General features: G+C 65.6%; 18 protein-coding genes. 6 read left to right on the top strand and 12 right to left on the bottom strand.

Annotated elements, in window-relative coordinates:
• Window positions 1–31 precede the first annotated feature (31 nt).
• Window positions 32–481, bottom strand: a complete 450-nt coding sequence (locus tag GRX03_RS11195; RefSeq protein ID WP_159764296.1) for a CBS domain-containing protein — start codon at window positions 479–481, stop codon at window positions 32–34.
• A 324-nt stretch (window positions 482–805) separates the two neighbouring features.
• Here GRX03_RS11195 and GRX03_RS11200 point away from each other — a divergent pair, with 324 nt between their 5' ends.
• Both GRX03_RS11200 and GRX03_RS11205 read left to right on the top strand, forming a co-directional pair.
• Window positions 806–2,497 carry an NAD(+)/NADH kinase gene (locus GRX03_RS11200; protein WP_159764297.1) on the top strand — a complete coding sequence of 564 codons (1,692 nt, stop codon included), beginning with the start codon at window positions 806–808 and terminating at the stop codon, window positions 2,495–2,497.
• Window positions 2,498–2,702: 205 nt separating this feature from the next.
• Window positions 2,703–5,582, top strand: coding sequence for a bacterio-opsin activator domain-containing protein (locus tag GRX03_RS11205; protein WP_159764298.1), 2,880 nt, complete (start codon window positions 2,703–2,705; stop codon window positions 5,580–5,582).
• Here GRX03_RS11205 and GRX03_RS11210 read toward each other — a convergent pair.
• Window positions 5,579–6,313 carry a hypothetical protein gene (locus GRX03_RS11210; RefSeq protein WP_159764299.1) on the bottom strand — a complete coding sequence of 245 codons (735 nt, stop codon included), beginning with the start codon at window positions 6,311–6,313 and terminating at the stop codon, window positions 5,579–5,581. The genes GRX03_RS11205 and GRX03_RS11210 overlap by 4 nt on opposite strands.
• A gap of 97 nt (window positions 6,314–6,410) precedes the next feature.
• On the opposite strand from GRX03_RS11210, the gene hisS reads away from it, so the two are divergent.
• On the top strand, window positions 6,411–7,715 hold the full coding sequence (gene hisS / locus GRX03_RS11215; protein WP_159764300.1) for a histidine--tRNA ligase: 1,305 nt from the start codon (window positions 6,411–6,413) through the stop codon (window positions 7,713–7,715).
• A gap of 3 nt (window positions 7,716–7,718) precedes the next feature.
• On the opposite strand, the gene GRX03_RS11220 is transcribed toward hisS, so the two are convergent.
• The 7 genes from GRX03_RS11220 to GRX03_RS11250 form a co-directional block, all read right to left on the bottom strand.
• On the bottom strand, window positions 7,719–8,459 hold the full coding sequence (locus GRX03_RS11220; RefSeq protein ID WP_159764301.1) for a bacteriorhodopsin: 741 nt from the start codon (window positions 8,457–8,459) through the stop codon (window positions 7,719–7,721).
• Entirely contained in the window at window positions 8,459–9,940 is a 1,482-nt protein-coding gene (locus tag GRX03_RS11225; protein ID WP_159764302.1) for a methyl-accepting chemotaxis protein, read from the bottom strand. The genes GRX03_RS11220 and GRX03_RS11225 overlap by 1 nt, the downstream gene beginning before the upstream one ends.
• Window positions 9,941–10,159: 219 nt before the next feature.
• On the bottom strand, window positions 10,160–10,984 hold the full coding sequence (gene nadC / locus GRX03_RS11230) for a carboxylating nicotinate-nucleotide diphosphorylase (RefSeq protein ID WP_159764303.1): 825 nt from the start codon (window positions 10,982–10,984) through the stop codon (window positions 10,160–10,162).
• Window positions 10,981–12,480, bottom strand: coding sequence for an L-aspartate oxidase (locus tag GRX03_RS11235; RefSeq protein ID WP_159764304.1), 1,500 nt, complete (start codon window positions 12,478–12,480; stop codon window positions 10,981–10,983). Before GRX03_RS11235 ends, nadC begins: the two co-directional genes overlap by 4 nt.
• Entirely contained in the window at window positions 12,477–13,598 is a 1,122-nt protein-coding gene (nadA, locus tag GRX03_RS11240) for a quinolinate synthase NadA (RefSeq protein ID WP_159764523.1), read from the bottom strand. Before nadA ends, GRX03_RS11235 begins: the two co-directional genes overlap by 4 nt.
• Before the next feature lie 303 nt (window positions 13,599–13,901).
• Window positions 13,902–15,203, bottom strand: coding sequence for an amidase (locus tag GRX03_RS11245; RefSeq protein WP_159764305.1), 1,302 nt, complete (start codon window positions 15,201–15,203; stop codon window positions 13,902–13,904).
• A 68-nt stretch (window positions 15,204–15,271) separates the two neighbouring features.
• Complete coding sequence (locus tag GRX03_RS11250) at window positions 15,272–16,987, bottom strand: radical SAM protein (protein WP_159764306.1); 1,716 nt, start codon at window positions 16,985–16,987, stop codon at window positions 15,272–15,274.
• A 104-nt stretch (window positions 16,988–17,091) separates the two neighbouring features.
• Here GRX03_RS11250 and GRX03_RS11255 point away from each other — a divergent pair, with 104 nt between their 5' ends.
• Entirely contained in the window at window positions 17,092–18,303 is a 1,212-nt protein-coding gene (locus tag GRX03_RS11255) for a DUF7350 domain-containing protein (protein WP_159764307.1), read from the top strand.
• 88 nt (window positions 18,304–18,391) lie between these two features.
• Window positions 18,392–18,916, top strand: a complete 525-nt coding sequence (locus GRX03_RS11260) for a hypothetical protein (protein WP_159764308.1) — start codon at window positions 18,392–18,394, stop codon at window positions 18,914–18,916.
• A gap of 19 nt (window positions 18,917–18,935) precedes the next feature.
• On the opposite strand, the gene GRX03_RS11265 is transcribed toward GRX03_RS11260, so the two are convergent.
• The gene (locus GRX03_RS11265) at window positions 18,936–19,361 is read right to left on the bottom strand and encodes an adenylyltransferase/cytidyltransferase family protein (protein ID WP_159764309.1); all 426 of its coding nucleotides are present in this window, start codon (window positions 19,359–19,361) and stop codon (window positions 18,936–18,938) included.
• A gap of 202 nt (window positions 19,362–19,563) precedes the next feature.
• Between GRX03_RS11265 and GRX03_RS11270 the strand changes: the two genes are divergently transcribed.
• Complete coding sequence (locus tag GRX03_RS11270; RefSeq protein ID WP_159764310.1) at window positions 19,564–21,471, top strand: DHH family phosphoesterase; 1,908 nt, start codon at window positions 19,564–19,566, stop codon at window positions 21,469–21,471.
• Between the two features lie 41 nt (window positions 21,472–21,512).
• On the opposite strand, the gene GRX03_RS11275 is transcribed toward GRX03_RS11270, so the two are convergent.
• Window positions 21,513–22,190: a DUF4382 domain-containing protein gene (locus GRX03_RS11275; protein ID WP_159764311.1), complete on the bottom strand. Its 678-nt coding sequence runs from the start codon at window positions 22,188–22,190 to the stop codon at window positions 21,513–21,515.
• Window positions 22,191–22,228: 38 nt separating this feature from the next.
• Window positions 22,229–22,720, bottom strand: coding sequence for a hypothetical protein (locus GRX03_RS11280; RefSeq protein ID WP_159764312.1), 492 nt, complete (start codon window positions 22,718–22,720; stop codon window positions 22,229–22,231).
• Window positions 22,721–22,800 lie beyond the last annotated feature (80 nt).

Consider the following 22,800-nt stretch of genomic DNA (forward strand, 5'->3'; position numbering starts at 1 on the left):
GGACCGACGCGAAATCAAAAGCCGGCCGTTCTCAGCCGTCGTAGTAGTCGAAGCCGTCCCGTTCGTACGCCGGCGAGGAACTCCGAATCGCCGTCGCGACGTGCTGTAGCTCCATGCCCAGCAGCACCACCACGTCGCTGATCGAGATGATCCCGGCGAGCTCGCCGTCCTTGACGACCGGGAGCCGACGAATCCCACGCTCGGACATCACTTCGACGGTATCGTACATCCCCTCGTCGGCCTCGACGGTCGGGATGTCCCCGTCGATGAACTCCTCGACAGGCGTGTTCTCGGCGTCGAACTCGTCGTCGAGCACGGCCCGCAGCAGGTCTCTGGCCGTCACCAGGTCCAGCGGCTTCCCGTCGTCGACGATAACGAGTCCCGCGACCTCTTCCTCGTGAATCTTCCGTACGACGTCCGCGACGGAGGTGTCTGGGCTTGCGGTAGCAACGTTGGTGCGTGCGATGTCGATTACAGCCATATCTCCGTGTTCTCGGGGCGAACCTACAATAGTTTCGTTTCTCGGTTGATATGTCATAATACGCATCTCCTATCCCGGGGATTCGGATCTGGTGCCCGTCTACAGCGAGACAACCAGTGGTTCGGAGCGGTCCGAAGGACGGACAACTTACTGACTGATTATTTCTTCGCGCCTGATCGGTTCCTTGTGGTTACGGTGAATATTGTGTCGTACCTCCGGGCAAAACCGCACCAGTACGCGGCGATGGGTCGACTGCTCGGAGACTGATACATAAAATACCCGGCAAAGTAACTATTAAACAAGCCTCACACGTTCGTTATACCCATGCACGGACGCAGACTCGCGACCACAGACAAAATCATCGTTCTCACGAGCCCCGACAGCGGGGAGCCGTTGGAGCGGTTGCAGGACTGGGCGGCGGAGAAGGGGATCGACGTCGCAGTCGTCGAACTCGGCGAGGAGATCGGCGACGCCTACGAGCCCGGCCGAGCGACCCTCGGCGTGACCCTGGGCGGGGACGGAACCTTCCTCGAAGGGATCAAACTGTTCACGCCGCTCGGGATTCCGCAGTTAGGAGTCAACGCGGGTTCGCTCGCGTTTCTCGCCCGCGTCGAACTGGAGGAACTGGAAGCGGCGCTCGACGAGGTCGTTCGGGGGCGGGCGACCGTCGACAGCCGTCAGAAACTCCACGTCGACGCCCCCGGTGTCGACGCGACCGGAATCAACGACGTGATGCTCCAGCACGTCCCGCCGGAGAACCCCTTCGACCGGAAGATCACCCGACTCGACGTCTTCGTCGACGGAGAGTACGTCGGTCAGTACGAGGGGACCGGGCTGGCAATCTCGACGCCGACGGGTTCGACTGGTGTCGCGCTGTCGGCGGGGGGACCCGTACACATGCCGGGAGACAACCACACGCTCCAGATCACCCCGTTGCAGACCCACAGCATGGGGGTCCGGCCGATGGTCGTCTCCGCGGATGCGGACATCAAGGTCGTGAGCCGCGAACAGGCCAGCCTGCTCGTCGACGGTGGCCGCGCACACAAGATCCTCAGCGGCGGCGACGTGATCGATATCACAGGCTCGGAGGAGCGCGCGCACGTGGTCCGGACGAGCTACGACGACCAGTTCATGACCGCCATTACCGAGAAGTTGAGTTGGGGTATCCGCGACGACCCGGACGGTCCCCGCGACCTGCTGGACGACGAGTTCCCCGAGGAGGAGCTGAGTACGGTCGAACGCGCCCGTGACGTGGCGACGGAGGCCGCACAGAGCGCGGGCGAACCGCTCCGTGAACTCCACGGCCGCGTCGAAGACGTGACTGTCAAGACCGACAAATCCGATATCGTCACCGAGGCCGACCACCAGGCCAACAAGATCATCACGACCATCATCGAAAACGAGTTCCCGGATCACACCATCTTCTCGGAGGAAGCCGAAACCGTCGAGGGCGACAGCGAGTACAAGTGGGTTATCGATCCGGTCGACGGGACGGGCAACTTCGCGCACGGCAACCCCCAGTACTCGATTTCAATCGGCCTGCTCGAAGGCGGCGAACCCGTGATGGGCGTCGTCTACGTCCCCGAGACCGACGAGATGTTCCACGCGGTCAAGGGCGGAGACGCGTACAAAGGCGAGAAGAAGATCCAGACCAGCGACCGATCCGCGCTCGACGAGAGCATGCTCCTCTCGGGGTGGGACCCCGACGGCGAGTTCCTCACCCACTTCTATCAGGAAACTCGCGGCGTCCGCGCGCTCGGTTCGGCGGCGCTCAGCCTCTGTTATCTCGCAAACGGCAGTGCCGAGGGTATCTGGGAGTACGGAACCTACCCGTGGGATGTCGCCGCGGGCGTCGTCATCGCCCGTGCCGCCGGAGCGACGATCACGGACAGACACGGCGAGGAGTACTCCGTCGAGTTCGATTCCGACGAACGGAAGGAACTGCTCGGCTCGAACGGCGAGGCCCACGCGAACATCCTCGAACATCTCCAGAAAAACGAGGAACTGATGCGGTAACCTCCCGCCAGCGTCCGTGCCCCACTCTGTCTGCGAACGCCGCCGACAGCGCAACGAGGCTCGTGCGGACATAGCGGGAACGACCTTCCGGGGGAACTGATCGACCGCATCCGACCCGACGACTGGGCTACCGGGTAGCCCCGCAGTCCGTGGACAGCCAAGTGTTTATAGCGGCCTATACCTAATGTGTTAGTATTACCGAGTCATGAGTGAGGAGATCAAGGTGTGTGTCGTCGGCGAGCGGTCGGCGTCTCGGGAGGCAGTCGCGGAGACACTTTCGGCGGCGGTCACCACGGTGACGAGCGCAGCGTCTCTCGGTGAGGACCGACCGGACTGCGTCGTCGGCGTTCCGGCAGCCCGTCCGGAGGCTCTCGCGGCCGATCTCGGCGCGCTCGCGGCACCGACGGTCATGTACGTTCCGACGGATGTCGACGCGAGTGGTCTGTACGAGGCCGGCGTCACCCGGATCGTTCGGTCCGACGGCACAGGCAGCGACCGGGCGCTCCGGCGCGCGGTTCGGCAGTGTGCCGCCCAACAGCAGACAGTCGCGGCCGACGGCGGTCAGCAGACGGATTCGGTCGTGAGCGAGTTTCCGCTGAAACGACTCCACGAGATCGCCACGGATCGAGAACTCTCGCGGATGGCGAAAATCGACGCGCTGTTGACCGCCGGGGCCGACCAACTCGGCACATCGAGCGCGTTTCTCTCGCGGATCGACGGCGAGACCCAGGAGATCGTCACGAGCGTCGGGGACCATCCGGAGCTGACTCCCGGCGGCCGAACGCCGCTCTCGGAGACGTACTGCCAGTACACCATCTCGGAATCAGAGCCGCTGACGGTGACCGACGCCGCCCGTGACGAGACCATCCCCGACGAGCGGTACGAACAGTGGGATCTGCAGTGTTATCTCGGAGCGACGATCACCGTCAACGGCGAGCAGTTCGGCACGGTCTGTTTCGTCGACAGCGAGCCGCGGAAATCGCCGTTCGACGAGCAGGACCGACACTTCGCCGAGGTACTGACCGACTGGATCGGCTACCTGCTCGAACAGCGCGCCTACGAGCGGGAACTCGACGAGCAGCGGGCCTTCACCGAGAGCCTGATGAACAGTCTGCCGGACCCGCTGTTCGCGACCGACGACCTCGGACAGCTCATCCGGTGGAACGACCGCTTCGAGGAACTCGTCTCCGAGGCGGACATCGAAGGGAAGGAACCGGCACAGTTCGTCGTCAACGAGGACCGCGACCGGCTCACTGAGGCCATCGGAACGGCCCTCGGTGGCGAGGCGAGCGCCGTCGAAGCGACGGTGCAAGTCGACGGCGACCGGGAGCATCCCTACGAGTTCTCGAACGCACCGCTCCGGGACGAAACCGGCTCGATCAGCGGTGTCGCCACCGTCGGTCGGGACGTCACGGAGCGGCAGGCCACCCAGGAGCAACTCGCGGGCATTCTCGACACGACTCGGTCGCTGATGCAGGCCCGGGACCGCGATCACGTCGCCGAGATTGCGGTCAACGCCGCGAAGGATCTGCTCGGATTCGACCTGAGCGTCTTCCGGCTGTACGACAGCGACGCGGGCACGCTCGTCCCGGCGGCGATGACCGACGAGACGACCGAGCTACTCGGTGAACGGCCGATCTACGACGTCGGTGAAGGCTATCCGGGGGAAGTGTTCGCGTCCGGCGAACCACAGATCATCAACGACCTCGACGAGGCCGACGCTCTCGGGCCGACGCGGTCGGTCATGTACTATCCCGTCGGCGTCCACGGCACCATCAGCGTCTCCGCCACCGAGGCCGACGCCTTCGACGAACGGGATCAGCAGATGCTCGCGCTGCTCGCGACGAGCGCCGCCGCGGCCTGTATGCGCGCCAAACGCGAACAGGACGTCCGCGAAGCCCAGGCGCACACCGAGCGCGTCCTCGACCGGGTGAACGGCCTCGTCCAGAACACCGTCGAGGTGCTCGTCCAGGCACAGACCCGCGAGGAACTCGAAGCCGGCGTCGTCGAGGAACTCGCACACGCCGAGCCGTACTCCTTCGCGTGGATCGGTCAGCCGGACGTGGCCTCGGAGACTCTAAGCCCCTCGGAGTGGGCCGGCGACGCCTCGCTTCCGATCCAGGGGCGGTCGTTCCCGCTGGCCGCGACCGACGAGCCGGTGAGCCGAGCCTACCGCGACGAGCAGCCACAGATCCTGACGAACCTCTCCGACGCGAGTTCGGGGCCGTGGGCATCCATCGTCGGAGACAGCGGCGTGAACTCCTTGCTCGCGATCCCGCTCGTCTACAAGGACGCAAACTACGGCGTCTTGACCGTCCTCGCCGAGGACGAGGACGCGCTGGACGAGCGCGAGCGAATCGTCCTCGAATCGCTCGGCCGGGTGATCGCCAACGCGATCAACGCGATCGAACGCGGCCGGATTCTCGACGCGACCGAGATCATCGAACTCGAATTCTCGATCTCGGACCAGGAGCTCCTATTCAGTCGGCTCTCCGCGGCGACGGACTGCGTGCTCGAATCGGCCGGGACGGACTACAGCCCCGACGGCTCGATCCGGCTGTATCTCACCGCTCGCGGCGTCGACGCCGACGAACTCGTCTCCATCGCGGAGGACGATGTCGCCGTCCAGACGGTGACCTGCATCGTCGACAACGAGGAGGAGTGTCTGCTCGAACTGACCGTCGAGGACTCCCTGCTCGCGACGCTGACCGAGTACGGAGCGGCCCCCCGGGAGGTGACCGCAGAGCACGGCACGGCCCGATTTATCGTCGAACTCCCCTACGAGGCGGAGGCGCGGGACCTGTTCGAACTCGTCGAAGACCAGTACCCGAGCACGGAACTGCTCGGCTACCACGAGCGCGAACGCCCCGTCGAGACCCGCCAGGAGTTCCGCGCCTCCCTCTCAGAGCGGTTCACCGACCGCCAGGAGACCGCTCTCCGGACCGCCTACCTCGGCGGCTTCTTCGACTGGCCCCGAGAGGTCGACGGCAACGAACTCGCAGAGGCGATGGACATCTCCCGCCCGACCTACCACCAGCATCTGCGCTCCGCCCAGAAGAAGGTCTTCGAGGAACTGTTCGATTAGGTGCCGGTCAGTTCGATCTCGATCTCGAACCAGTTCGTTCCGGGTTCCTCTGCGGGAATCCCGAGAAAGTCGTCGACGAAGATGTTGCCCGTATCCTCCTCGATGACGAACTCGTTGTCGACGAGCACCGCCGTCGGCGGCTCTTCTCCGAAGTTCGCCGCCCCGCTCAGACTGCCGCTCTCTCCGGTCGTCGCCTCGATCTCGAAGCCGAACTGATCGCCGGTCTCTTCGATGACGACGCGAACCCGCCCCGCCACGGTCATCTGCTGGTCGGAGAGCGTCCCGCTCAGCCCGTTCGGGAGTTCGAGGGACACGTCGGTGGTGATGGGCTCGTCGACCCGAACCGTCGGAAACTCCGCCTGCGTCGACTCCCAAGTCCCGTTCTCGGTCACCTCCGCTTCCAGGGTGAGTTCCTCCTCGCCATCGGGGAGCACGAAGCCCGCTTCCCGCGCTTCAGAACGCGTCTCGACGGCCTCGTTGACCGCGAGAAAGCCGCCCTGGCTTGTCGCTGAAAAGGAGTCCTCGAACAGCGGTTCGCCCTCGACCGTCGTCTGGCCGTCCCCGCCCTCGGTGCCGTCGCCCTCGCGGCTCTGGCCGTCCGTCTCGTTTGCCGGCGGTTCCGTCTCGTTGGCGGACGGGCCGCCATCGCTGGGGCTGTCGTCCCCGAGACAGCCCGCGATCAGCGGGGTCGTCGCCGCACCGGCGGCCGCGAGGAGGGTTCGGCGCTTCATTGCTCCAGATGACAGCCCCGGTCGGTATGAACCTGACGGTCGGCTTACTCGTCTGCAGAGAGAAGCTTTCAAGCGCGTGGTTGCCGAACGGAGGGACATGTACGACCGCATCAAGGGGTTCCGTGACTTCTATCCCGAGGAAATGCAGTCCCGCCGGCAGGTGATGGACACCGTCGAGTCCGCCGCCCGCCGACACGGCTTTCGTGAGATCGGGACGCCCGCGCTCGAATCGGCCGAGATGTACGCCGACAAGAGCGGCGAGGAGATTCTCGAAGAACTCTACGCCTTCGAGGACAAGGGCGGCCGGCAGGTCGCGCTGACGCCGGAACTGACCCCGACCGTCGCGCGGATGGTCGTCGCCCGCCAGCAGGAACTCTCCAAGCCGATCAAGTGGATGTCGACCCGCCCGTTCTGGCGGTACGAACAGGTCCAGCAGGGCCGGTTCCGGGAGTTCTACCAGACCAACATCGACATCTTCGGCTCCTCGGAGCCGACCGCCGACGCCGAGATTCTCGCCGTCGCCGCGACTGCGCTCACCGATCTCGGCCTCACCGGCGAGGATTTCGATTTTCGGGTGTCCCACCGCGACATTCTGGGCGGCTTGCTCGCCTCCTTCGAGGGCGACATCGACACCGAGGCGGCGATCCGGGCCGTCGACAAGCGAGCCAAAATCGACGCCGACGAGTACGCCGACCTGCTCACCGACGCCGGACTCACGACGGCACAGATCGACGACTTCGACGCGCTGCTGGAGACCGGCGAGGACGGTCTGGACGAACTGATCGAGTTCGCGGGCACCGACCGCGTCGAATCCGCCGTCGAGAACCTCCAGGCGGTGCTGGACGCGACGGTCGATCTCGGCGTCCGCGAGTACTGCACGCTCTCGCTGACCACCGCGCGAGGGTTGGACTACTACACGGGCGTCGTCTTCGAGTGCTTCGACTCGACGGGGGAGATCTCCCGGTCGGTGTTCGGCGGCGGCCGGTACGACGACCTGATCGAGGGGTTCGGCGGCCAGCCGACGCCCGCAGTCGGGTTCGCGCCCGGCTACGCGACGCTGTCGCTGCTCTGTCAGCGCGCCGGCGTCTGGCCGGAGGAATCGCTGTCGACGGATTACTACGTCCTTCAGGTCGGGGACACCCGGGACGTGGCCGCTCGGATCGCCGGACAGCTCAGAGACCGGGGTCACGTCGTCGAGTCGGACGTTTCCGGTCGCTCGTTCGGCGCGCAACTGGACTACGCAGACAGTATCAACGCCGAGACGGTCGTTATCGTCGGAGAACAGGACCTCGCGGACGGGAACGTCACGCTGAAAGACATGGAGAGCGGCGACCAGATCGCCGTCCCGGTCGACTCGTTCCCCGGCGGGGACGACCGCCCGACCTACGACGATTTCGCCTGACGCTCAGTCGGCGGCCGCCGCGACATCGTCCGCGTCGATCGTCTCCTCGGTTCCGGCGTCGTCAGCGTCGACCGGATCGACCGCGAAGGACGCACGTTCTGTCCAGACGAAGTAGACGTACGGGGTCTTCGCGACCAGATCCAGGTACGCGATAATCATCGCCGTCCCGACAGCCGAGACGTAGCCCAGGCCGGCGGGGCTCGTGATCCAGATAACCGGGTACGCGATCCAGAGCAGGCCGACGTGGTTCTGGAGGATCTTGAACAGCCGATACCGCTCGCGGTGTTCCCTCGCGAACATCGGGAAGACGAGATAGAGAATCGCGAGGAGGACGAGATGGACCCCGGCGGAGACGCCGAATCCGACCCAGGTCGCGATTCCCGTCGACAGGGTCGCGCCGAGGCCGATGATGATCATCATCGCGTCCGCGGCGGCGACCCCGAGCACCCACTTCCGCGGCGCGCCCGCCACGTAGCCGGCGTACCCGACCAGAAGCGGTGTCGTGACGACCCAGTCGATGTATCGGAACAGATAGACCTCGTTGCCGTTGACGGTGATGACACCGATCTCGGCCGCCATCAGGATGTACGACAGCGCGGCGAACCCGGGGATGATGAACAGCCACGCGAACTTCCCTCGCTCCGCGTCGACCCGGTCGCTTCGCATCAGCGCGAAGACGATTCCGACACCGACGAGCAGTCCCACCGCGCTGATCGAGTACGAGACGGTGATCGCGGTCGACATTATCGCTCACCTCCGTCGGAGAGGGCCGTCGAATTGGCCGTCCGCCCGTGGTTCTCGATCCGGAACCGGGACAGCTCTGCCACGAGATCCTCGGCGTTGCGCTCGAACTCGTCGAGCGTGCTGGCGATCGCCTCGAACCGGTCGCGCTGGCTCTCGATCGAGTCGGCGACGGTCCCGGCGGTCGCCTCGGCCTCGCGGCTGATCTCCGAAACCTCGTCGATCGCTGCCGCGGTCGTCTGGACGGTGTCGGCCTGATCGGCGGTCGCTCCGCTGATCTCCGCGATTCCCTCGTCGATCTCCTCGGTCGCGTCCGCGATTGCGTCGATCTCACGCAGTGCGGACTCGACCGTGTCGGTCCCGCGTTCGACCCGGGTTCGGGTCGAGCGGACCGACTCGGCGGCGTCGGCGGTCTCCTCGCGCACCTCGGCGACCATCCGCGAGATCTCCTCGGCCCGTTCGCGGGTCTCCTCGGCCAGTGACTTCACCTCGTCGGCGACGACCGCGAAGCCGTCACCGGCGTCGGAGCCGCCGCCTCCGCCCGCTCTGGCGGCCTCGATGGACGCGTTCAGCGCGAGCATGTTCGTCTGATCCGCGATCTCGTTGATCACCTCGACAATCTCGGTGATCTCCTCGGTGCTGTCGGTCAGTGACTCGATCTGTTCGACGGCCTCTGCCGTCTCTCGTTCGATGGCCTCCATCTCGTCGATCGCCTCGTTCGCGGCGTCTCGGGCCTCCCGGCTGGCGGCCGTTGCGCTGTCACTCGTCGAGGAGAGATCGTCCGTCGTCGCCGCGATCTGCTGGGCAGCGGCGGACATGTCGTCGATATCCTGTGCGACCGCCTCGAGTCGCTCGCGCTGTTCCTTCGAGTCCGCCGCGATGTCGCCGGTCGTCTCGACGGCCTGGTCGACCGTCGACTCCGCTTCGTCCGTCAACCGAACCAACTCGTCGGCGTCGCGCTGGATATCTCCCGCGAACGCGTTCACCGCCGACAGCGCCTCTTCGAGGTCGTCCATCGTGTTGTTGAACTCCCGACCGATCGTCTCCATCGCGTCGTGTTCGGTATCGACGTCGATCCGCGTCGAGAGATCGCCGTCGGCGGCCTGCTGCATCGCCTGTGCGTACCGCTGTGCTGTCTGCCGGTAAGCCTCTGCCAGTTCCGTCGCCTCCTGTTCGGCCCGCTCGGCCTCGCGCCGGGCCTGTTCGGCCCGTTCCTGTTCCTCCTGTGCTTCGGCTCTGGCCTGCTCGACGGACTCGATCTGCTCCGACAGCGAGTTTCGCATCACGTCGATCGTCTCGTAGAGTCGGCCGAACTCGTCCTTTCGCCCCGATCTGAGGTCCGTATCTAGGTCGCCGTCGGCGATAGATTTCGCCCGCCGCTCCAACTCGACGATCGACGCGATCGTGTTCGTTCCCGTAACCGATCCGAGCGCCAACAACCCGGCCCACGTCATCACGATCGTCGCCGCCGCATCGCCTGTCACAATCCCAACAGCTGTTACTGCGCTCCCGGTGATCGCATAGCCCAAAATGAGCTTGATACCGTATGATCGGCGTATCGGGTTTGACATGATAGTACGTATGACGACACGGCCATAAACGTTATCAAGCGGTTATTATATCTGATAATCGACTGCAACGAGTGGCTTTGCCATGTGTCCGCGTTCTGGTAAGATGTCGAGAAATTGGGCCAGCGGGACTCGCTACCGTCCGGTTCTAAACGAGTAATCGAGCGTGTTCGCGGAGTGTGTCAGCGACCCCATCGAGATGATGTCGACTCCGGTCTGTGCGTAGGCCGGGAGATCATCACGAGTGATACCGCCGCTCGCTTCCGCGAGGGTTCCCTCCGGAAGCAACTCGACGCCGCGGGCAGTCTCCTCCGGAGAGAGGTTGTCGAGCAACACGATATCGGCCCCGGCCTCGGCCGCACGCGGGCCGTCCTCGGGGTCTTCGACCTCCACTTCGATCTTCGTGGCGAAGGAGACACGCTCGTCGAAGCGCGCAACCGCCGCTTCCATCCCCATCTCGGCGATGTGGTTGTCCTTGACCATCACCATGTGCGAGAGGTCGAGTCTGTGGGTGTCACCGCCGCCGGCGGCGACGGCCCGCTTTTCGATACCCCGGAGGCCGGGCGTCGTCTTCCGGGTTCCGGCGATTCGGGGCGGTTCGAGACCGGCGACATCTGCGGCTTCCTCGGCGGCGTCGACGGCCGCCCGGGTCTCCGTCGCGACGCCGGAGGCGTGGCCGACGATGTTGACCGCGACGCGCTCACCCCTGAGCACGGCTCGTGCGGGTCCGGACACGCGAAGCACAGCCTCGCCGGCTTCGATCCGGTCGCCGGCCTCGACGACGGCCTCCGCGTCGACATCCAGATACGAGAAGACGGCTTCCGCGGCGTCGAGTCCGGCGGCAATCCCGGACTCTTTGGCGACGAGCCGTCCCTCCGTCTCGCCGGGAACGTCGTTGGTCACGTCGTGGTGGCCGAGGTCCTCTTCGAGCCAGCGCTCGATCTGACTCTGCGGAATCATTGCTCGGCCGGCGACTCGACTGTCTCCTCGTCGACGAGGTAGTGACAGCCGACGGACTGCTCGTTCTCGGCGGCCGCCCGCGAGATCAGCAGCGAGACGACCGACGCAGAGCGCAGTTCGTACAGCGACCGGGACGTTCGCGTGCGGACGTACGCGTCGACCTCGCCTTTGAGTCGCCGGAGCACGGACTGTGAACGTTTGAGTCCGCTCGGAGTGCGCTCGATGCCGACCATCTCGTCCATCACGCGGCGCAGTCGGCGGAACTTGTCCCGCGCGAAGTTACCGGGCAGGTCGGGGTCCCGTTCGAGCAACTCCGGCGGTTCGATCCGCTCGATCTCGTTGCCGACGGCGTCCTCGCCGGCACGCTGGCCCCAGACCAGCCCTTCGAGCAGCGAGGTCGAGGCCAGTCTGTTCGCACCGTGGACGCCGGTCCGGGAACACTCTCCGACGGCGTACAGGTTGTCCAGCGTGGTCCGGCCGCGGTCGTCGACGCTGATCCCGCCACAGAGGAAATGCTGTGCCGGTGCGATGGGGATGCCTGTCTCCCAGTCGACGCCGTGTTCGGCACACTTCTCGGCGAGGTCCGGAAACTCCGCCTCGAAATCGATGTCGGAGACGTCGAGGGTCACCTCGCCCGTCTGCTCGCGTTCGGTCTTGACCGCCCGAGCGACGACATCCCGCGGGGCGAGCTCCGCGTCCTCGTGGTACTCGGGCATGAACCGCTCGCCGTCGCCGTTGCGAAGCAGTCCGCCCTCGCCGCGGACGGCCTCGCTGACGAGGAACGTCCCCGAGTCGGTGTGGCAGGCGGTCGGGTGGAACTGGACGTACTCCATGTCGTCCACCTCCGCGCCGGCCAGCGCGGCCATCGCGATTCCGTCGCCGGTCGCCGTGTCGGGGTTCGTCGAGCGGGGGTACAGCGCGCCGATTCCGCCGGTCGCGAGGATCGTCGACCCGGCGAAGGTCGGTGCCCACTCGCCGTCGCGTTCGAGAATCGCACCGTACACCCGACCTTCGTGTCGGATCAGTTCCAACGCCGCAGTCCCTTCGAGGACGGTCACGTCCGTCTCGTCGGCGACGTAGTTGAGAAACGGCACGTGGATGTGCTTGCCCGTCTCGGCGTTGATGTGGAGGATCCGTGGCTCGTCGTGGGCGGCCTCCCGGCCGAAGTCGTACCCCTCGCCGTTGGTGTCGAACTCGATGCCGACCGTCTCGACCAGCACGTCGCTGACGGTGTCGGTCGCGTTCTCGACCAGCACCTCGACGGCCTCGGGGTCGGCGGTCCCGGCCGAGGCGTCGAGAATGTCCTGTTTGAACTGCTCGGGGTCGTCCCGCGTGACGGCGATACCGCCCTGTGCCCACCACGTCGAGGCCTGCTCCGGCCGTTCGGCCTTGGTGGCGAGTGTCACGTCCGCACCCGCCTGATCCGCGGCGAGCGCGGCCGAGAGGCCGGCGATACCTGTCCCGACGACCAGTACGTCTGTCTCGCGTTCGTTCATATTTCGAGCATTCGGTCGAGTGCGACCTGTGCGAGTTCCTTCTCCTCGGGGGCCACCTCGATGACGTTGCGCTCGCGGCCCTCGGTGAGTTCCTCGAGCACCCAGACCAGATAGTTCGGGTCGATCTGGCGCATCGCGTTGCAGTCCATACAGGCCTCACCGCAGAGCGGCACGACGTTCACCTCGGGGTGCCAGCGGTCGAGGTGGTTCGTCAGGTGGATTTCGGTGCCGATTGCCCACGTCTCGCCGGGGTCGGCCTCCTCGACGGTCTGGCAGATCGTCGACGTAGATCCGACGACATCGGCCGCCTCGACGACCTCGCGGCGGCACTCGGGGTGGACGACGACGTTCGCGTCGGGGTAGTCCTCGCGGACCTGCTCGATGTGGTCCGGTCGGAACCGCTCGTGGACCTGACAGTAGCCCTCCCAGAGGATGATGTCGTTGTCGACGACCTTGCTCGTGTCCTTGCTCTCGGGATCCCACGGGTCCCACTCGACGGTCTCCTCGGCCATCCCGAGGCGGTGGGCAGTGTTCTCCCCGAGGTGTTTGTCGGGCAGGAACAGCACCTTGTCGCCCTTCTCGAAGGCGTACTCGAAGGCCTTGTGAGCGTTCGAGGAGGTGCAGACCAGCCCACCCTGCTCGGCGCAAAAGGCCTTCAGGTCGGCGTAGGAGTTCATGTACGTGATCGGAATGATGTTCTCGTCGGTCTCGGCGGTGATCTCCGCCCAGGCGTCGTCGACCTGCAGGGCCTCGGCCATGCCCGCCATCGGACACGAGGCCTCCATGCTCGGCAGGATCACCGTCTGGTCGTCGTCGGTGATGATGTCGGCCGATTCGGCCATGAACGTCACTCCGCCGAAGATCACGTACTCCGCGTCTGCGTTTGCGGCTTCTTTGCTCAGTTGGTAGGAGTCACCGACGAAATCCGCGTGTTCGACGATCTCTCGGCGCTGGTAGTTGTGGCCGAGAATCACCACGTCGTCACCCAACTCCTCGAGTGCGGCTTCGATGCGTTCCGAGCGCTCTTCCTCTTCGAGTTCCCGGTACTGGGGCGGCAACTGCTCCAGGTTGTCGTACTTGAAGAGGCTCAGGTCAGTCTCGAAGGCCGCGGTTTCCATCTCTGGCACACTGTGTCACCTTGTATCTAAACTATACGATCCAGGCCTTTGAAAAGATTTTGTATTCAATACTGCGGACTGTCTGAATATCGTCTGCAAAGTCGGGGCATAGCACGAAAAGATATTCGACAGCCGCCTACATCGACGCAGTATTCTCTTATTTCTCTAATTGTGTTACCGTTTCCTGTTAAAAGTTTTTAATCGACTGTCGTTCGATTCGCCGTCGCCGTCCAGTCCGTAGATCCTCTTCGACCGGCCGAACGTCCACCCGTGTTTCGTTCGGTTTCTCCCTTCGAGGTCCGACTACTGGTCCAGTGTCGCCCGGATCTGCTGGCTCCACCGGAGTAGTCGCTCGTCGTCTCCGAACCGCGTTGCACACTGCAATCCGAGCGGAAGGCCGTCGTCGGTCGTCGAGGCGGGGACAGTGACCGTCGGCACGCCGGCGTGGGTCCACGGGAGATTCATGATCGGATCTCCGGTCGAATCGAGTGTCTCTGGCGCTGGCCCCGGCGCCGCGGGACTGACGACCACATCCAGCCCGTGTTCGTCCATTCGGTCGTGGATCGCCCGGCGGAGTTCGCCCCGACCCGCTCGGTCCTCGGACAGACGCCCGACCGAGACGGACTGTCCTTCCTCGATCAACGCCGCCGTCTGCTCGGCGTACTGGTCGCCGTACTCTGGGTACAGTTCCCCGTGTGACAGCGCCATCTCGGCGGCGACGAGTCGCTCGTGTCGCTCGTTTACCGTCTCGATGTCCGGAAACAGTTCGATTCGGTACACGTCGAACCCGGCGGCGTCGAGTTCTCCGACGTGTGAGCGGAACTGCGCGCGCCCCTCGTCGCTCGCGCTGTCGAGGTATGGGCCGTCGACGACGCCGATCGTCTCTAGCGCCTCCGGATCGGTCCCGTCGCGCCAGTGCTCACAGAGCACGCTTCCTGCGAGGCGAGCGCCGTCGAGGTCCTGCGTGAAGTAGCCGACGGTGTCGACCGACGGAGCGGCCGGGAACACGCCGTCAGTCGGAATCCGTCCGTAGCTGGGCTTGACCCCGACGATCCCGCAGAACGCGGCGGGGCGGGTGACGGAGCCAATCGTCTGTGTCCCGAGCGCCAGCGGACACAGCCCCGCCGCCACCGCCGCCGCCGACCCGCTGCTGGAGCCACCTGGTGTGTGCTCCGGCGCGTGTGGGTTCCGCGTCGGTCCGGGCTCGAAGTGCGCGAACTCCGCGGTGACCGTCTTTCCGAGGACGATTGCACCCGCCGCTTCGAGGGCGTCGACTGCCGATCCCTGCGGCCCTGCAATCGTCTCCTCCGGCACGCTCGCACCGGCCCGTGTCGGGTGGCCGTCGACGTGAAAGATGTCTTTGATACCGACCGGGACGCCGTACAGCGGGGGGCGACCCCCGGGACTGCCGTGCCGCGTCCCCAGATCGTCGAGTTCGGCAGCGAGACGGCCCCAGTTCGGTTCGTCGACGAACGCTTGTACCGTCGGCTCGACCGCCTCGAACCGTTCCCGTACCGAGTCGAGTGCGGCCGTCGGCTCGCGCTGGCCCGTCCGGAGAGCGCGTGCGAACTCGCCCAGTGCCGCCGCCGCGAGTAGCTCAGTCATCGTCGGCGGTGTTCGTCACGACGGGATAAGAATGGTCGGCTCCGGCCCCGAACGTAGCTGAGGGTTCCTCAGTCGGCACCTTCCGCCGACTCCGCGGTCGCGAACCGTTCCAGGCCGTCGATGTCGGGCACGCGCTCGTACGGTCGGTCGACGACCAGATCGCCCGCCGTCTGGCTCCCGACGCCCGGGATGGCCCGTAGCTCGTCCATCGAGGCGCTGTTCACGTCGAGCGGGTACGGGACGCCGCTGATCGAGCGGTAGCCGTGATCGGTCACCGCAACGTCGATGATGTCACCGAGCGGGTGCTCGCCCGGAATCGCCACCAGCAGCGGGTACGTCCCTAACTGTCGGCCGAAGGTCTTTCCGTCCTGGTGGTACTCCAGGTGGACGTCTTCGAGTACCGTCCCCGGCGGCGCGACGCGCTGGAGCATCGGGTTGTCGATCTCCTCCCGGATCTCCTGTTTGTACTGTTTGAACAGTTTCTTGTGGTCGTGCGCGATTTCCGCGCCGGTATCGGACATCTCGGTCCCGTCGAAGGCCATCACCTGCCGGATGTTGATGCGCCGGAGCATCAGCCCCTCGTCGTAGACGCGCTGGAGGAACTCGCGGTTGTGCTCGAAGCTCTCCTTTCGCTCGCCCATCAGACCGTGGACGAGGTTGATCCCCGGGAGGAGTTTCGGGAGCCGCTGGGCGGCGTCCGAACCGAAGTTCGGGGCCGTCTCGGGGTCGCCGCCGGGTCGCCACCCTCCCTCTTCGTTGACAATCTTCACCGCCCGGAAACACTCCTCGGCGGAGACGTTCAGATTGTTCTTCTCCTGCACTACGGGGTCGGCCGACTCCAGCCCGAACGCCGCGGTGTCGCCGGGCGTGTTGTGTTCGGCGATGATTCGGATCCCCTCCCGGGACTTCTCCGGCCACCGGACGATAGTGATTGGGTTCATGTTGTCCAGATGGAACGTCCGGAGGTCCGGGACCGCGTCCCGGATCCCCCCGTACAGCTCCCGGAGCGCCTCCGGATTGGGCGCTTCGCCGTCGCCGCCGTAGGCGAGAATGTCGGCCTGTCGGCCGAGGCGGAAATCGCGGACACCGTGTTCGGCGAGCGCCGCGACCTCACCGACGACCGATTCCGGGGTCCGAAAGCTCGGATCCGCCCCGTACAGCGGCTCGGTACAGAACGAACACCGGTACGGACAGCCCCGGGAGGTCTCCATCTCACAGATCAGATACTCGGGGTGGTTCGGGTGTTGTTCGACGACGAACGCGCCCCGTCTGGCCCACCGGGTGATCTCCTCGTTGTCCCGCATTCGGTTGCCGAACCCTTCCATCCCGCCGTGGACCAGATCGTACGCCGCCGCCTCGATGTCGCCTTTCGCGACGAAGTCGTAGTTCAGGTCGTCCCGCTCCATGTCCTGTGCACCGGCGTTCTCCTCGCCGACGCCGAACCGAACCGGGCCGCCCATCAGGGTCGTCCCCTCGGCGGTCCAGGCCAGGCGTTTGACCTCCTCCGGTTCCGCTGGCGTCCCGCCGACGTACTTTCCGGGGACGGTCATCCCCCCGACGTAGATCATGAGATCCGCCTCCTCGACCTGCTGCCAGCGCGACCGCTCCTCGCGCAAGGCGTCGATTGTGAGATACGTGATCGCGTCCTGTTCGACCCCGGCGTCGACCAGCGCCCCGGCGGTGTACCGCGGATACGTCGAGATGTACGGTGGCACGCCGAAGTGTGCCGGCTCGTCGACGTAGCCGTCGACGATGGTCACGTCGAGATCTGCCGGGTCTTGCATGCGCAGTCGTACCCGTTCGATCCCCAAAACCTCCTCGGTCACCGGTCCCCGCACGACGAGTGCCACCACAACACAGAAGCCGAACACGGACCAACGTGTCGGCAATGTCCCTCCCCGACCTGGACGAGTATCCCCGCCGGGACTACCTCCGTGGCTTGGTCGCCGCGACCGCGGCGCTGGCCGGCTGTTCTGGGTCTGACGACGAGACCGAACCCGAACCTGACGGCGAGGAGCCCGCCGGCAACGAATCGGACGACCGACCCGTCGGCGTCGACGAGCGCGACGGCCCGGCATCCGGGGTGATCGCGGACCCGCCCGACCGGGTCTATCTCCCGTCACATCGCGACGGAACGTTGACTCTCTCACCCCAGCGGGCCGGCGATTACGGAGTCATGCCCCACTGGACGTACCCACACACCTTCTGGCTGACCCGGGGCGAGCAGGCAGTCCGCGAGGATCCCGACGCCCTCTCGCTGCATTTCATGTTCTCCGTCTGGGATCGCCAGACGCGACGGTCGCTCCCGGTCAACGTTGCTGGGCCGATGCGGGTGTTCAAAGACGGTGAGACCGTCGGCCGACCGGGTGCGCCCCGGCCGATGATCTCCCAGTCGATGGGGTTTCACCTCGGGGATAACCGGGAGTTCGCCACGCCGGGATACGAGGGCGCGCTCCCCGAAGAAGGGGTCTACGAGGTCGAACTCCAGCTCCGGCCGATCGGCGCCCGCAAGACCGGGGAGTTCGCGGGCCGGTTCGAGGAGCCGAGGACCGTCCGCTTCGAGTTCGAGTTCAGCGAGGAGCTGTTCAGCGAACTCGACAGGCGGTCGATCACCTTCGACGAACAACGCTGGGGAGAGCCGGACGCGGCCGAGTTGATGACCCGACAGACCGGCATAGAGACGCCAGCCCAGCCCCCCGCGACGACGCTTCCGCCCGCCGACGAGTATCCGGGCGAACTGCTCGGGCGGTCGGGCGAGGGGGGGCTACCGAGCAGCCACGACGCGCAGTTCGTCCTCAGCTATCTCGATCAGTCGCGGCTGTCGGCCGACGACGGCGGCTACCTGCTCGTCTCGCCGCGAACGCCGTACAACCGGATCCCGCTCCCGGAGATGAGCCTCTCCGTCGAGGGAGCCATCGAGGGGGAGCTAATCGAGACAGTCGACGATACGGTCGGCCATCACTACGGGCTCTCGGCCGCGCTCGAACCGGGCGAGTCGTTCGATCTGGTCATCGACTCGCCGCCGCAGGTCGCGCGCCACCGCGGCTATCAGACCGCGTTTCTGGATATGCCGCCGATCTCACTGCAGCGACGAGGGTGAACGGTGGGCGGCGCCGCCACGGCGGTTGTGTGCGGAGCGTATCCAGCCACCAAACACCATTGGCCGTCGAGTTCGTAGCTGTTCAACGATGGAGTCCCGCCGAACGGTAGTCCACAGTTGTCTCGCCGCCGTCACGCTCGGCATCGCCGGGTGTACCGGCGGCCCCAGCGAGACGGACGACGAGCCCGAGCAGTCGGCGGAGGAGTTGGAGCGGCTTCGAGCCGGGGACCGCGTTCTCAACTCCTCGTTCCCGATGGAGATCTACGAGCCGGACACCGACACCCGACTCGTCCAGATCCACTGGCACGGGAAGCTCTCGAACAGCCACTGGCACCAGCAGCCCCTCGACGTGCCGCTGGACCGCTGGAAGACCTACGAGATGCGCGCTCTGGACCGCGACGGGCAGGTGATCCAGCTCGGAGCGTCTCAGCCCCTCCAGCTCAGCATGCGCAAATCCCCGGAGACGGCGGCGGACCTGCTCGATTCGAGTATCGACGGGAACCTGATCGATCTCCGCGGGCGAGATCGGGGCCGCGGCGCGTACGCCTTCCAGCTAGTCAGCGGCGAGCAGGTCGAATGGGAGTCGCCGCTGTTACAGCTCAGCGTCGAGTGAGAACGCCGGCGACGGGCTCTCACCCGCGTTCCTGTAGAATTCGGTCGATGATCCGGCCGCTGGAGAGGAGTTCGTCCTCGTCCGGCTCTCGCCCGGAGACCCGCTCGACGGTGCAGTCGATGCCGCGCTCGGCCAGTCGTGCTTCGAGTTTCTCGATGTCGTGGTGCTGGTCGTGGCCCAGCGCGATCACCGCGGGGTCGATCTCCTCGATAGGGACGAAGATGTCGTCGGGGTCACCCAGTCGGGCGTGATCGACGGGATCGAGCGCCTCGACCATCTCGACGCGCTGGGGCTCGGAGACGATGGGATCGGGCTTGTGGGTCACGTTCGCCGCTCTGGCGACGATCACGTGTAACTGATCGCCCATTGCCTTCGCCTCGCGGAGGTAGTGGACGTGCCCGGGGTGGAGAATGTCGAACGTCCCCTGTGCGACGACTCTGCTCATCGCCGGCCACCGGGTGTTTCCCGAGTCTCGACGCGTCTGCGGCCGTTTGCACAGCTCCCAGCAACTCCGTGTGTACCGTCGGGACAGTGTCCCCGAAGGTATCGCATGGACAGCAGTCGGGACTGCCGCCTTCTAAGCGTTCCGGATAGCCCCCGGAGACAGATCGAAGCTTAAAAACCTGACAGTGACGTACGGGTGGTATATGTCTACACCCAATGGTACCGGGGATGACGGTACCGACCTCGAGCGGTCGACTGTCGTCTACGATCTCGATCCGGAGTGCGGAGTAGAGGACGTCGAGGAGGGGAAAAAGTATCACGCCACGGTCAACGGCGTCGTCGAGTACGGCGTTTTCGTCGACATTTCCGAACACGTTTCGGGGCTCGTTCACAGCTCGAATCTGATCGGATCCTACGACGTGGGCGAGGACCTGATCGTCGAACTGGACGCGATCCGCGAGGACGGCGACATCAGTTTCGTCGAGGTGCAGGTCGCGGAGTACGAGACCGAACCTGTCGGGCCGGGAACGCGTGCGACGACGACCGATCTCGAAACCGTCGCCGGCGAGGACGTTCACCTCGACGGCCAGGTCGTCCAGATCAAGCAGACGGGGGGGCCGACCATCTTCCAGGTTCGCACGCCGAACCGCGTCGTTCCGTGCGCCGCCTTCGAGGAGGCCGGTGTCCGCGCCTACCCCGAGATCGAACTCGACGACTTCGTTCGCGTCACGGGGACCGTCGAGCGTCGAAACGGCGCCTGCCAGGTGGAAGCCGACGAACTGACTGTCCTCACCGGCGACGAACGCCTGCGGGTCGAGTCGGAGATCACCGACAGCGACGTGATCGACGCGGCCGATGTCGATCCCTTCGTCGACTGGCCGGCCTTCGAGAAACTCCGCGGCGACCTGCAGGCGGTCGCGACGCGACTGCGCGAGACGGTGCTGTCGGGGCGGCCGATCCGGATCCGTCACCACGCTGACGGCGATGGCCTCTGCGCGAGCGTCCCGCTGCAGTACGCGCTCGAACAGTTCATCGAACAGACCTGGGAGGACCCCGACGCCCCGCAACACCTGCTCAAGCGGCTTCCGAGCAAGGCCCCGTTCTACGAACTCGAGGACGTGACCCGGGATCTCAACTTCGCGCTGGAGAACAAGACCCGACACGGGCAGAAACTCCCGCTGTTCCTTATGCTCGACAACGGGAGCACAGAAGAGGACACGCCGGCCTATCGGAACCTCGCACACTACGAGGTGCCGATTCTCGTCGTCGACCACCACCACCCCGACCCGGACGCAGTCAGCGAGTTCACCGACCACCACGTCAACCCCTACCTCTACGACGAGGATTACCGGATCACGACCGGGATGATGTGTGTCGAACTCGCCCGGATGATCGCCCCGGAGATCACCGACGAACTCCGCCACGTGCCCGCGGTGGCCGGCATCGCCGACCGCTCGGAGGGCGAGGCCATGGACGACTACCTCGACCTGGCCGCCGACGTCGGATACGACACCGCCGACCTCCGGGACATCGGCGAGGCCCTGGATTACGCGACCTACTGGCTGCGGTACAACGACGGCCGGGAGTTCGTCAACGACCTGCTGAACGTGAACTGTGACGACCGTGACCGCCACGAGCGCGTCGTCGACCTGCTCAGCGAGCGCGCCGCCCGAGACGTCGACCAGCAACTCGACGCGGCCATGGAACACGTCACGGAGGAACAGCTCGACAACGGCGCGCGCCTGTACCGGATCGACGTCGAACAGCACGCCCGACGGTTTACTTACCCCGCGCCCGGAAAGACGACGGGAAAGATCCACGACAGAAAAGTCGCCGAGACCGGCGACCCCGTCATCACCATCGGCTTCGGGCCGGACTTCGCCGTGCTCCGATCTGACGGCGTCCGACTGGACATCCCCGAGATGGTCGCCGAACTGAAATCCGAGGTGCCCGGCGGCGGCGTCAGCGGCGGCGGTCACCTCGTCGTCGGCTCGATCAAGTTCGTCAGCGGGATGCGCGAACAGGTCATCGAGGCGCTCGTCGAGAAGATGTCCGACGCCGAAATCGACGAGGAACTCGGCAGTTCGGCCGTCATGCCGGAAGAAGTCTGATCGCTACCCGCTACGCTTCGTGAAAAATACGCGGCGTTCGACTACTCGCCGCCGCTGCCTGTCCCGCTGCTTTCGGTCTCGTTGCCGTCGCTTTCGGCTTCGATTTCCTCGTACTCGACCGTCACGCCGCTTGCGACCGGCTGGAGATTGTAACTGCCGGACTGACCGCGCTTGACCGGCGTGAAATCGGCCGTGAACACGGTCCGGGTGTTCGCTCTGATCTCGAAGGGCTCGTTGAACTTCAGCGGCGCGTTACCGGGTACCTCGACGGTCGCGGATTCCCCGCTGTCCAGGGTCGCCTCGACGCCGTCGGTGTCCAGCTGGAGGTAGCTGTGTTCGCCGGTCGGAAGCTCTCGCTCGTCGACGAGTTGGGTGTTCTCACCCTGTAGGTCGACGAGGTCGGCCTCCTGCGGCTCGTCGAATTCGAGATACTCGCGTTCGCCGTCCTCTCCTCCGTCCCCGTCGTCTGTACCGCCGCTGTCGGTCTCGTTTGCCGTGCCGTCGCTGTTCGTCTCGCTCGGCGGCCCGAGCCAGACGCCGACGATAGTGACGACACAGGACTCGAAGTCTGCGATGTCGCCCGGCTGATCGGTTACTCTCGTCGCAAGTGTCCCCGTCTGCGCGGCGACCCCGCCACGGCTACAGCCGGCGAGTCCGGCTATCCCGGCCGCGCCGAGTCCCGCGAGATAGGTCCGTCTGTCTATGTGTTCGTCTGTCATTGGTACGTTGAATAATTGCGTGGCGCGTAAACAGTTGTCTACGCCGGAACGCCGTCCGGAGCGTTGCCGGCCGCCGTCCCGTCGTCGCTCGCTTCACTGTCGTCACCACTCCCTGCGGCGTCGTCGGTCTCCTCGCCGTCCGTCGAGGAGTCACCCTCGCCCGCGTCGTCCGGGCCGAGGATGCCCTGGAGGACATCACCGAGGTCGGAGACCGTGTCGTTGAGGAACGACTCGATGGCGTTGTGGATCTCCGTCACGTGGTCCGGCGCCTGCTCCGGCAGTCCGCCGGCCGGTCCGACGGAACTGTTCCCCGCGCGGTCCGCGCGTTCGTCAGGGGCCTCGGAGTCGTTCACGTCGTCGTCCGATTCGTTCGCGGCGCTCGGATCCTCTGCCGGAGCCTGTTCTGCGCTGTCGTTCACCTGTGCGTTGTCCGCGGCCATCTCGCCCGGGCCGGTCGCGCTGACGGCGGCCGCTCCGCCGATCAGCAGTGCCGATCCGACCACGATTGCGAGCAGTTTTCCTGCGCTCATTGCATCCGATACTGTGTGATCGACCGGGATAAGGGGGACAGACGGTTCTCGAAACTGAACCGTTCAGGGCCTGATAACAC

This window comes from Halovenus carboxidivorans, from assembly GCF_009831575.1.
GTDB classification, from domain to species: Archaea; Halobacteriota; Halobacteria; order Halobacteriales; family Haloarculaceae; genus Halovenus; species Halovenus carboxidivorans.

Coding starts and splice junctions, on each gene's coding strand:
- GRX03_RS11195 (WP_159764296.1), bottom strand. CDS start 481: ATGGCTGTAATCGACATCGCACGCACCAACGTTGCTACCGCAAGCCCA.
- GRX03_RS11200 (WP_159764297.1), top strand. CDS start 806: ATGCACGGACGCAGACTCGCGACCACAGACAAAATCATCGTTCTCACG.
- GRX03_RS11205 (WP_159764298.1), top strand. CDS start 2,703: ATGAGTGAGGAGATCAAGGTGTGTGTCGTCGGCGAGCGGTCGGCGTCT.
- GRX03_RS11210 (WP_159764299.1), bottom strand. CDS start 6,313: ATGAAGCGCCGAACCCTCCTCGCGGCCGCCGGTGCGGCGACGACCCCG.
- hisS (WP_159764300.1), top strand. CDS start 6,411: ATGTACGACCGCATCAAGGGGTTCCGTGACTTCTATCCCGAGGAAATG.
- GRX03_RS11220 (WP_159764301.1), bottom strand. CDS start 8,459: ATGTCGACCGCGATCACCGTCTCGTACTCGATCAGCGCGGTGGGACTG.
- nadC (WP_159764303.1), bottom strand. CDS start 10,984: ATGATTCCGCAGAGTCAGATCGAGCGCTGGCTCGAAGAGGACCTCGGC.
- GRX03_RS11235 (WP_159764304.1), bottom strand. CDS start 12,480: ATGAACGAACGCGAGACAGACGTACTGGTCGTCGGGACAGGTATCGCC.
- nadA (WP_159764523.1), bottom strand. CDS start 13,598: ATGGAAACCGCGGCCTTCGAGACTGACCTGAGCCTCTTCAAGTACGAC.
- GRX03_RS11245 (WP_159764305.1), bottom strand. CDS start 15,203: ATGACTGAGCTACTCGCGGCGGCGGCACTGGGCGAGTTCGCACGCGCT.
- GRX03_RS11250 (WP_159764306.1), bottom strand. CDS start 16,987: ATGCAAGACCCGGCAGATCTCGACGTGACCATCGTCGACGGCTACGTC.
- GRX03_RS11255 (WP_159764307.1), top strand. CDS start 17,092: ATGTCCCTCCCCGACCTGGACGAGTATCCCCGCCGGGACTACCTCCGT.
- GRX03_RS11260 (WP_159764308.1), top strand. CDS start 18,392: ATGGAGTCCCGCCGAACGGTAGTCCACAGTTGTCTCGCCGCCGTCACG.
- GRX03_RS11265 (WP_159764309.1), bottom strand. CDS start 19,361: ATGAGCAGAGTCGTCGCACAGGGGACGTTCGACATTCTCCACCCCGGG.
- GRX03_RS11270 (WP_159764310.1), top strand. CDS start 19,564: ATGTCTACACCCAATGGTACCGGGGATGACGGTACCGACCTCGAGCGG.
- GRX03_RS11275 (WP_159764311.1), bottom strand. CDS start 22,190: ATGACAGACGAACACATAGACAGACGGACCTATCTCGCGGGACTCGGC.
- GRX03_RS11280 (WP_159764312.1), bottom strand. CDS start 22,720: ATGAGCGCAGGAAAACTGCTCGCAATCGTGGTCGGATCGGCACTGCTG.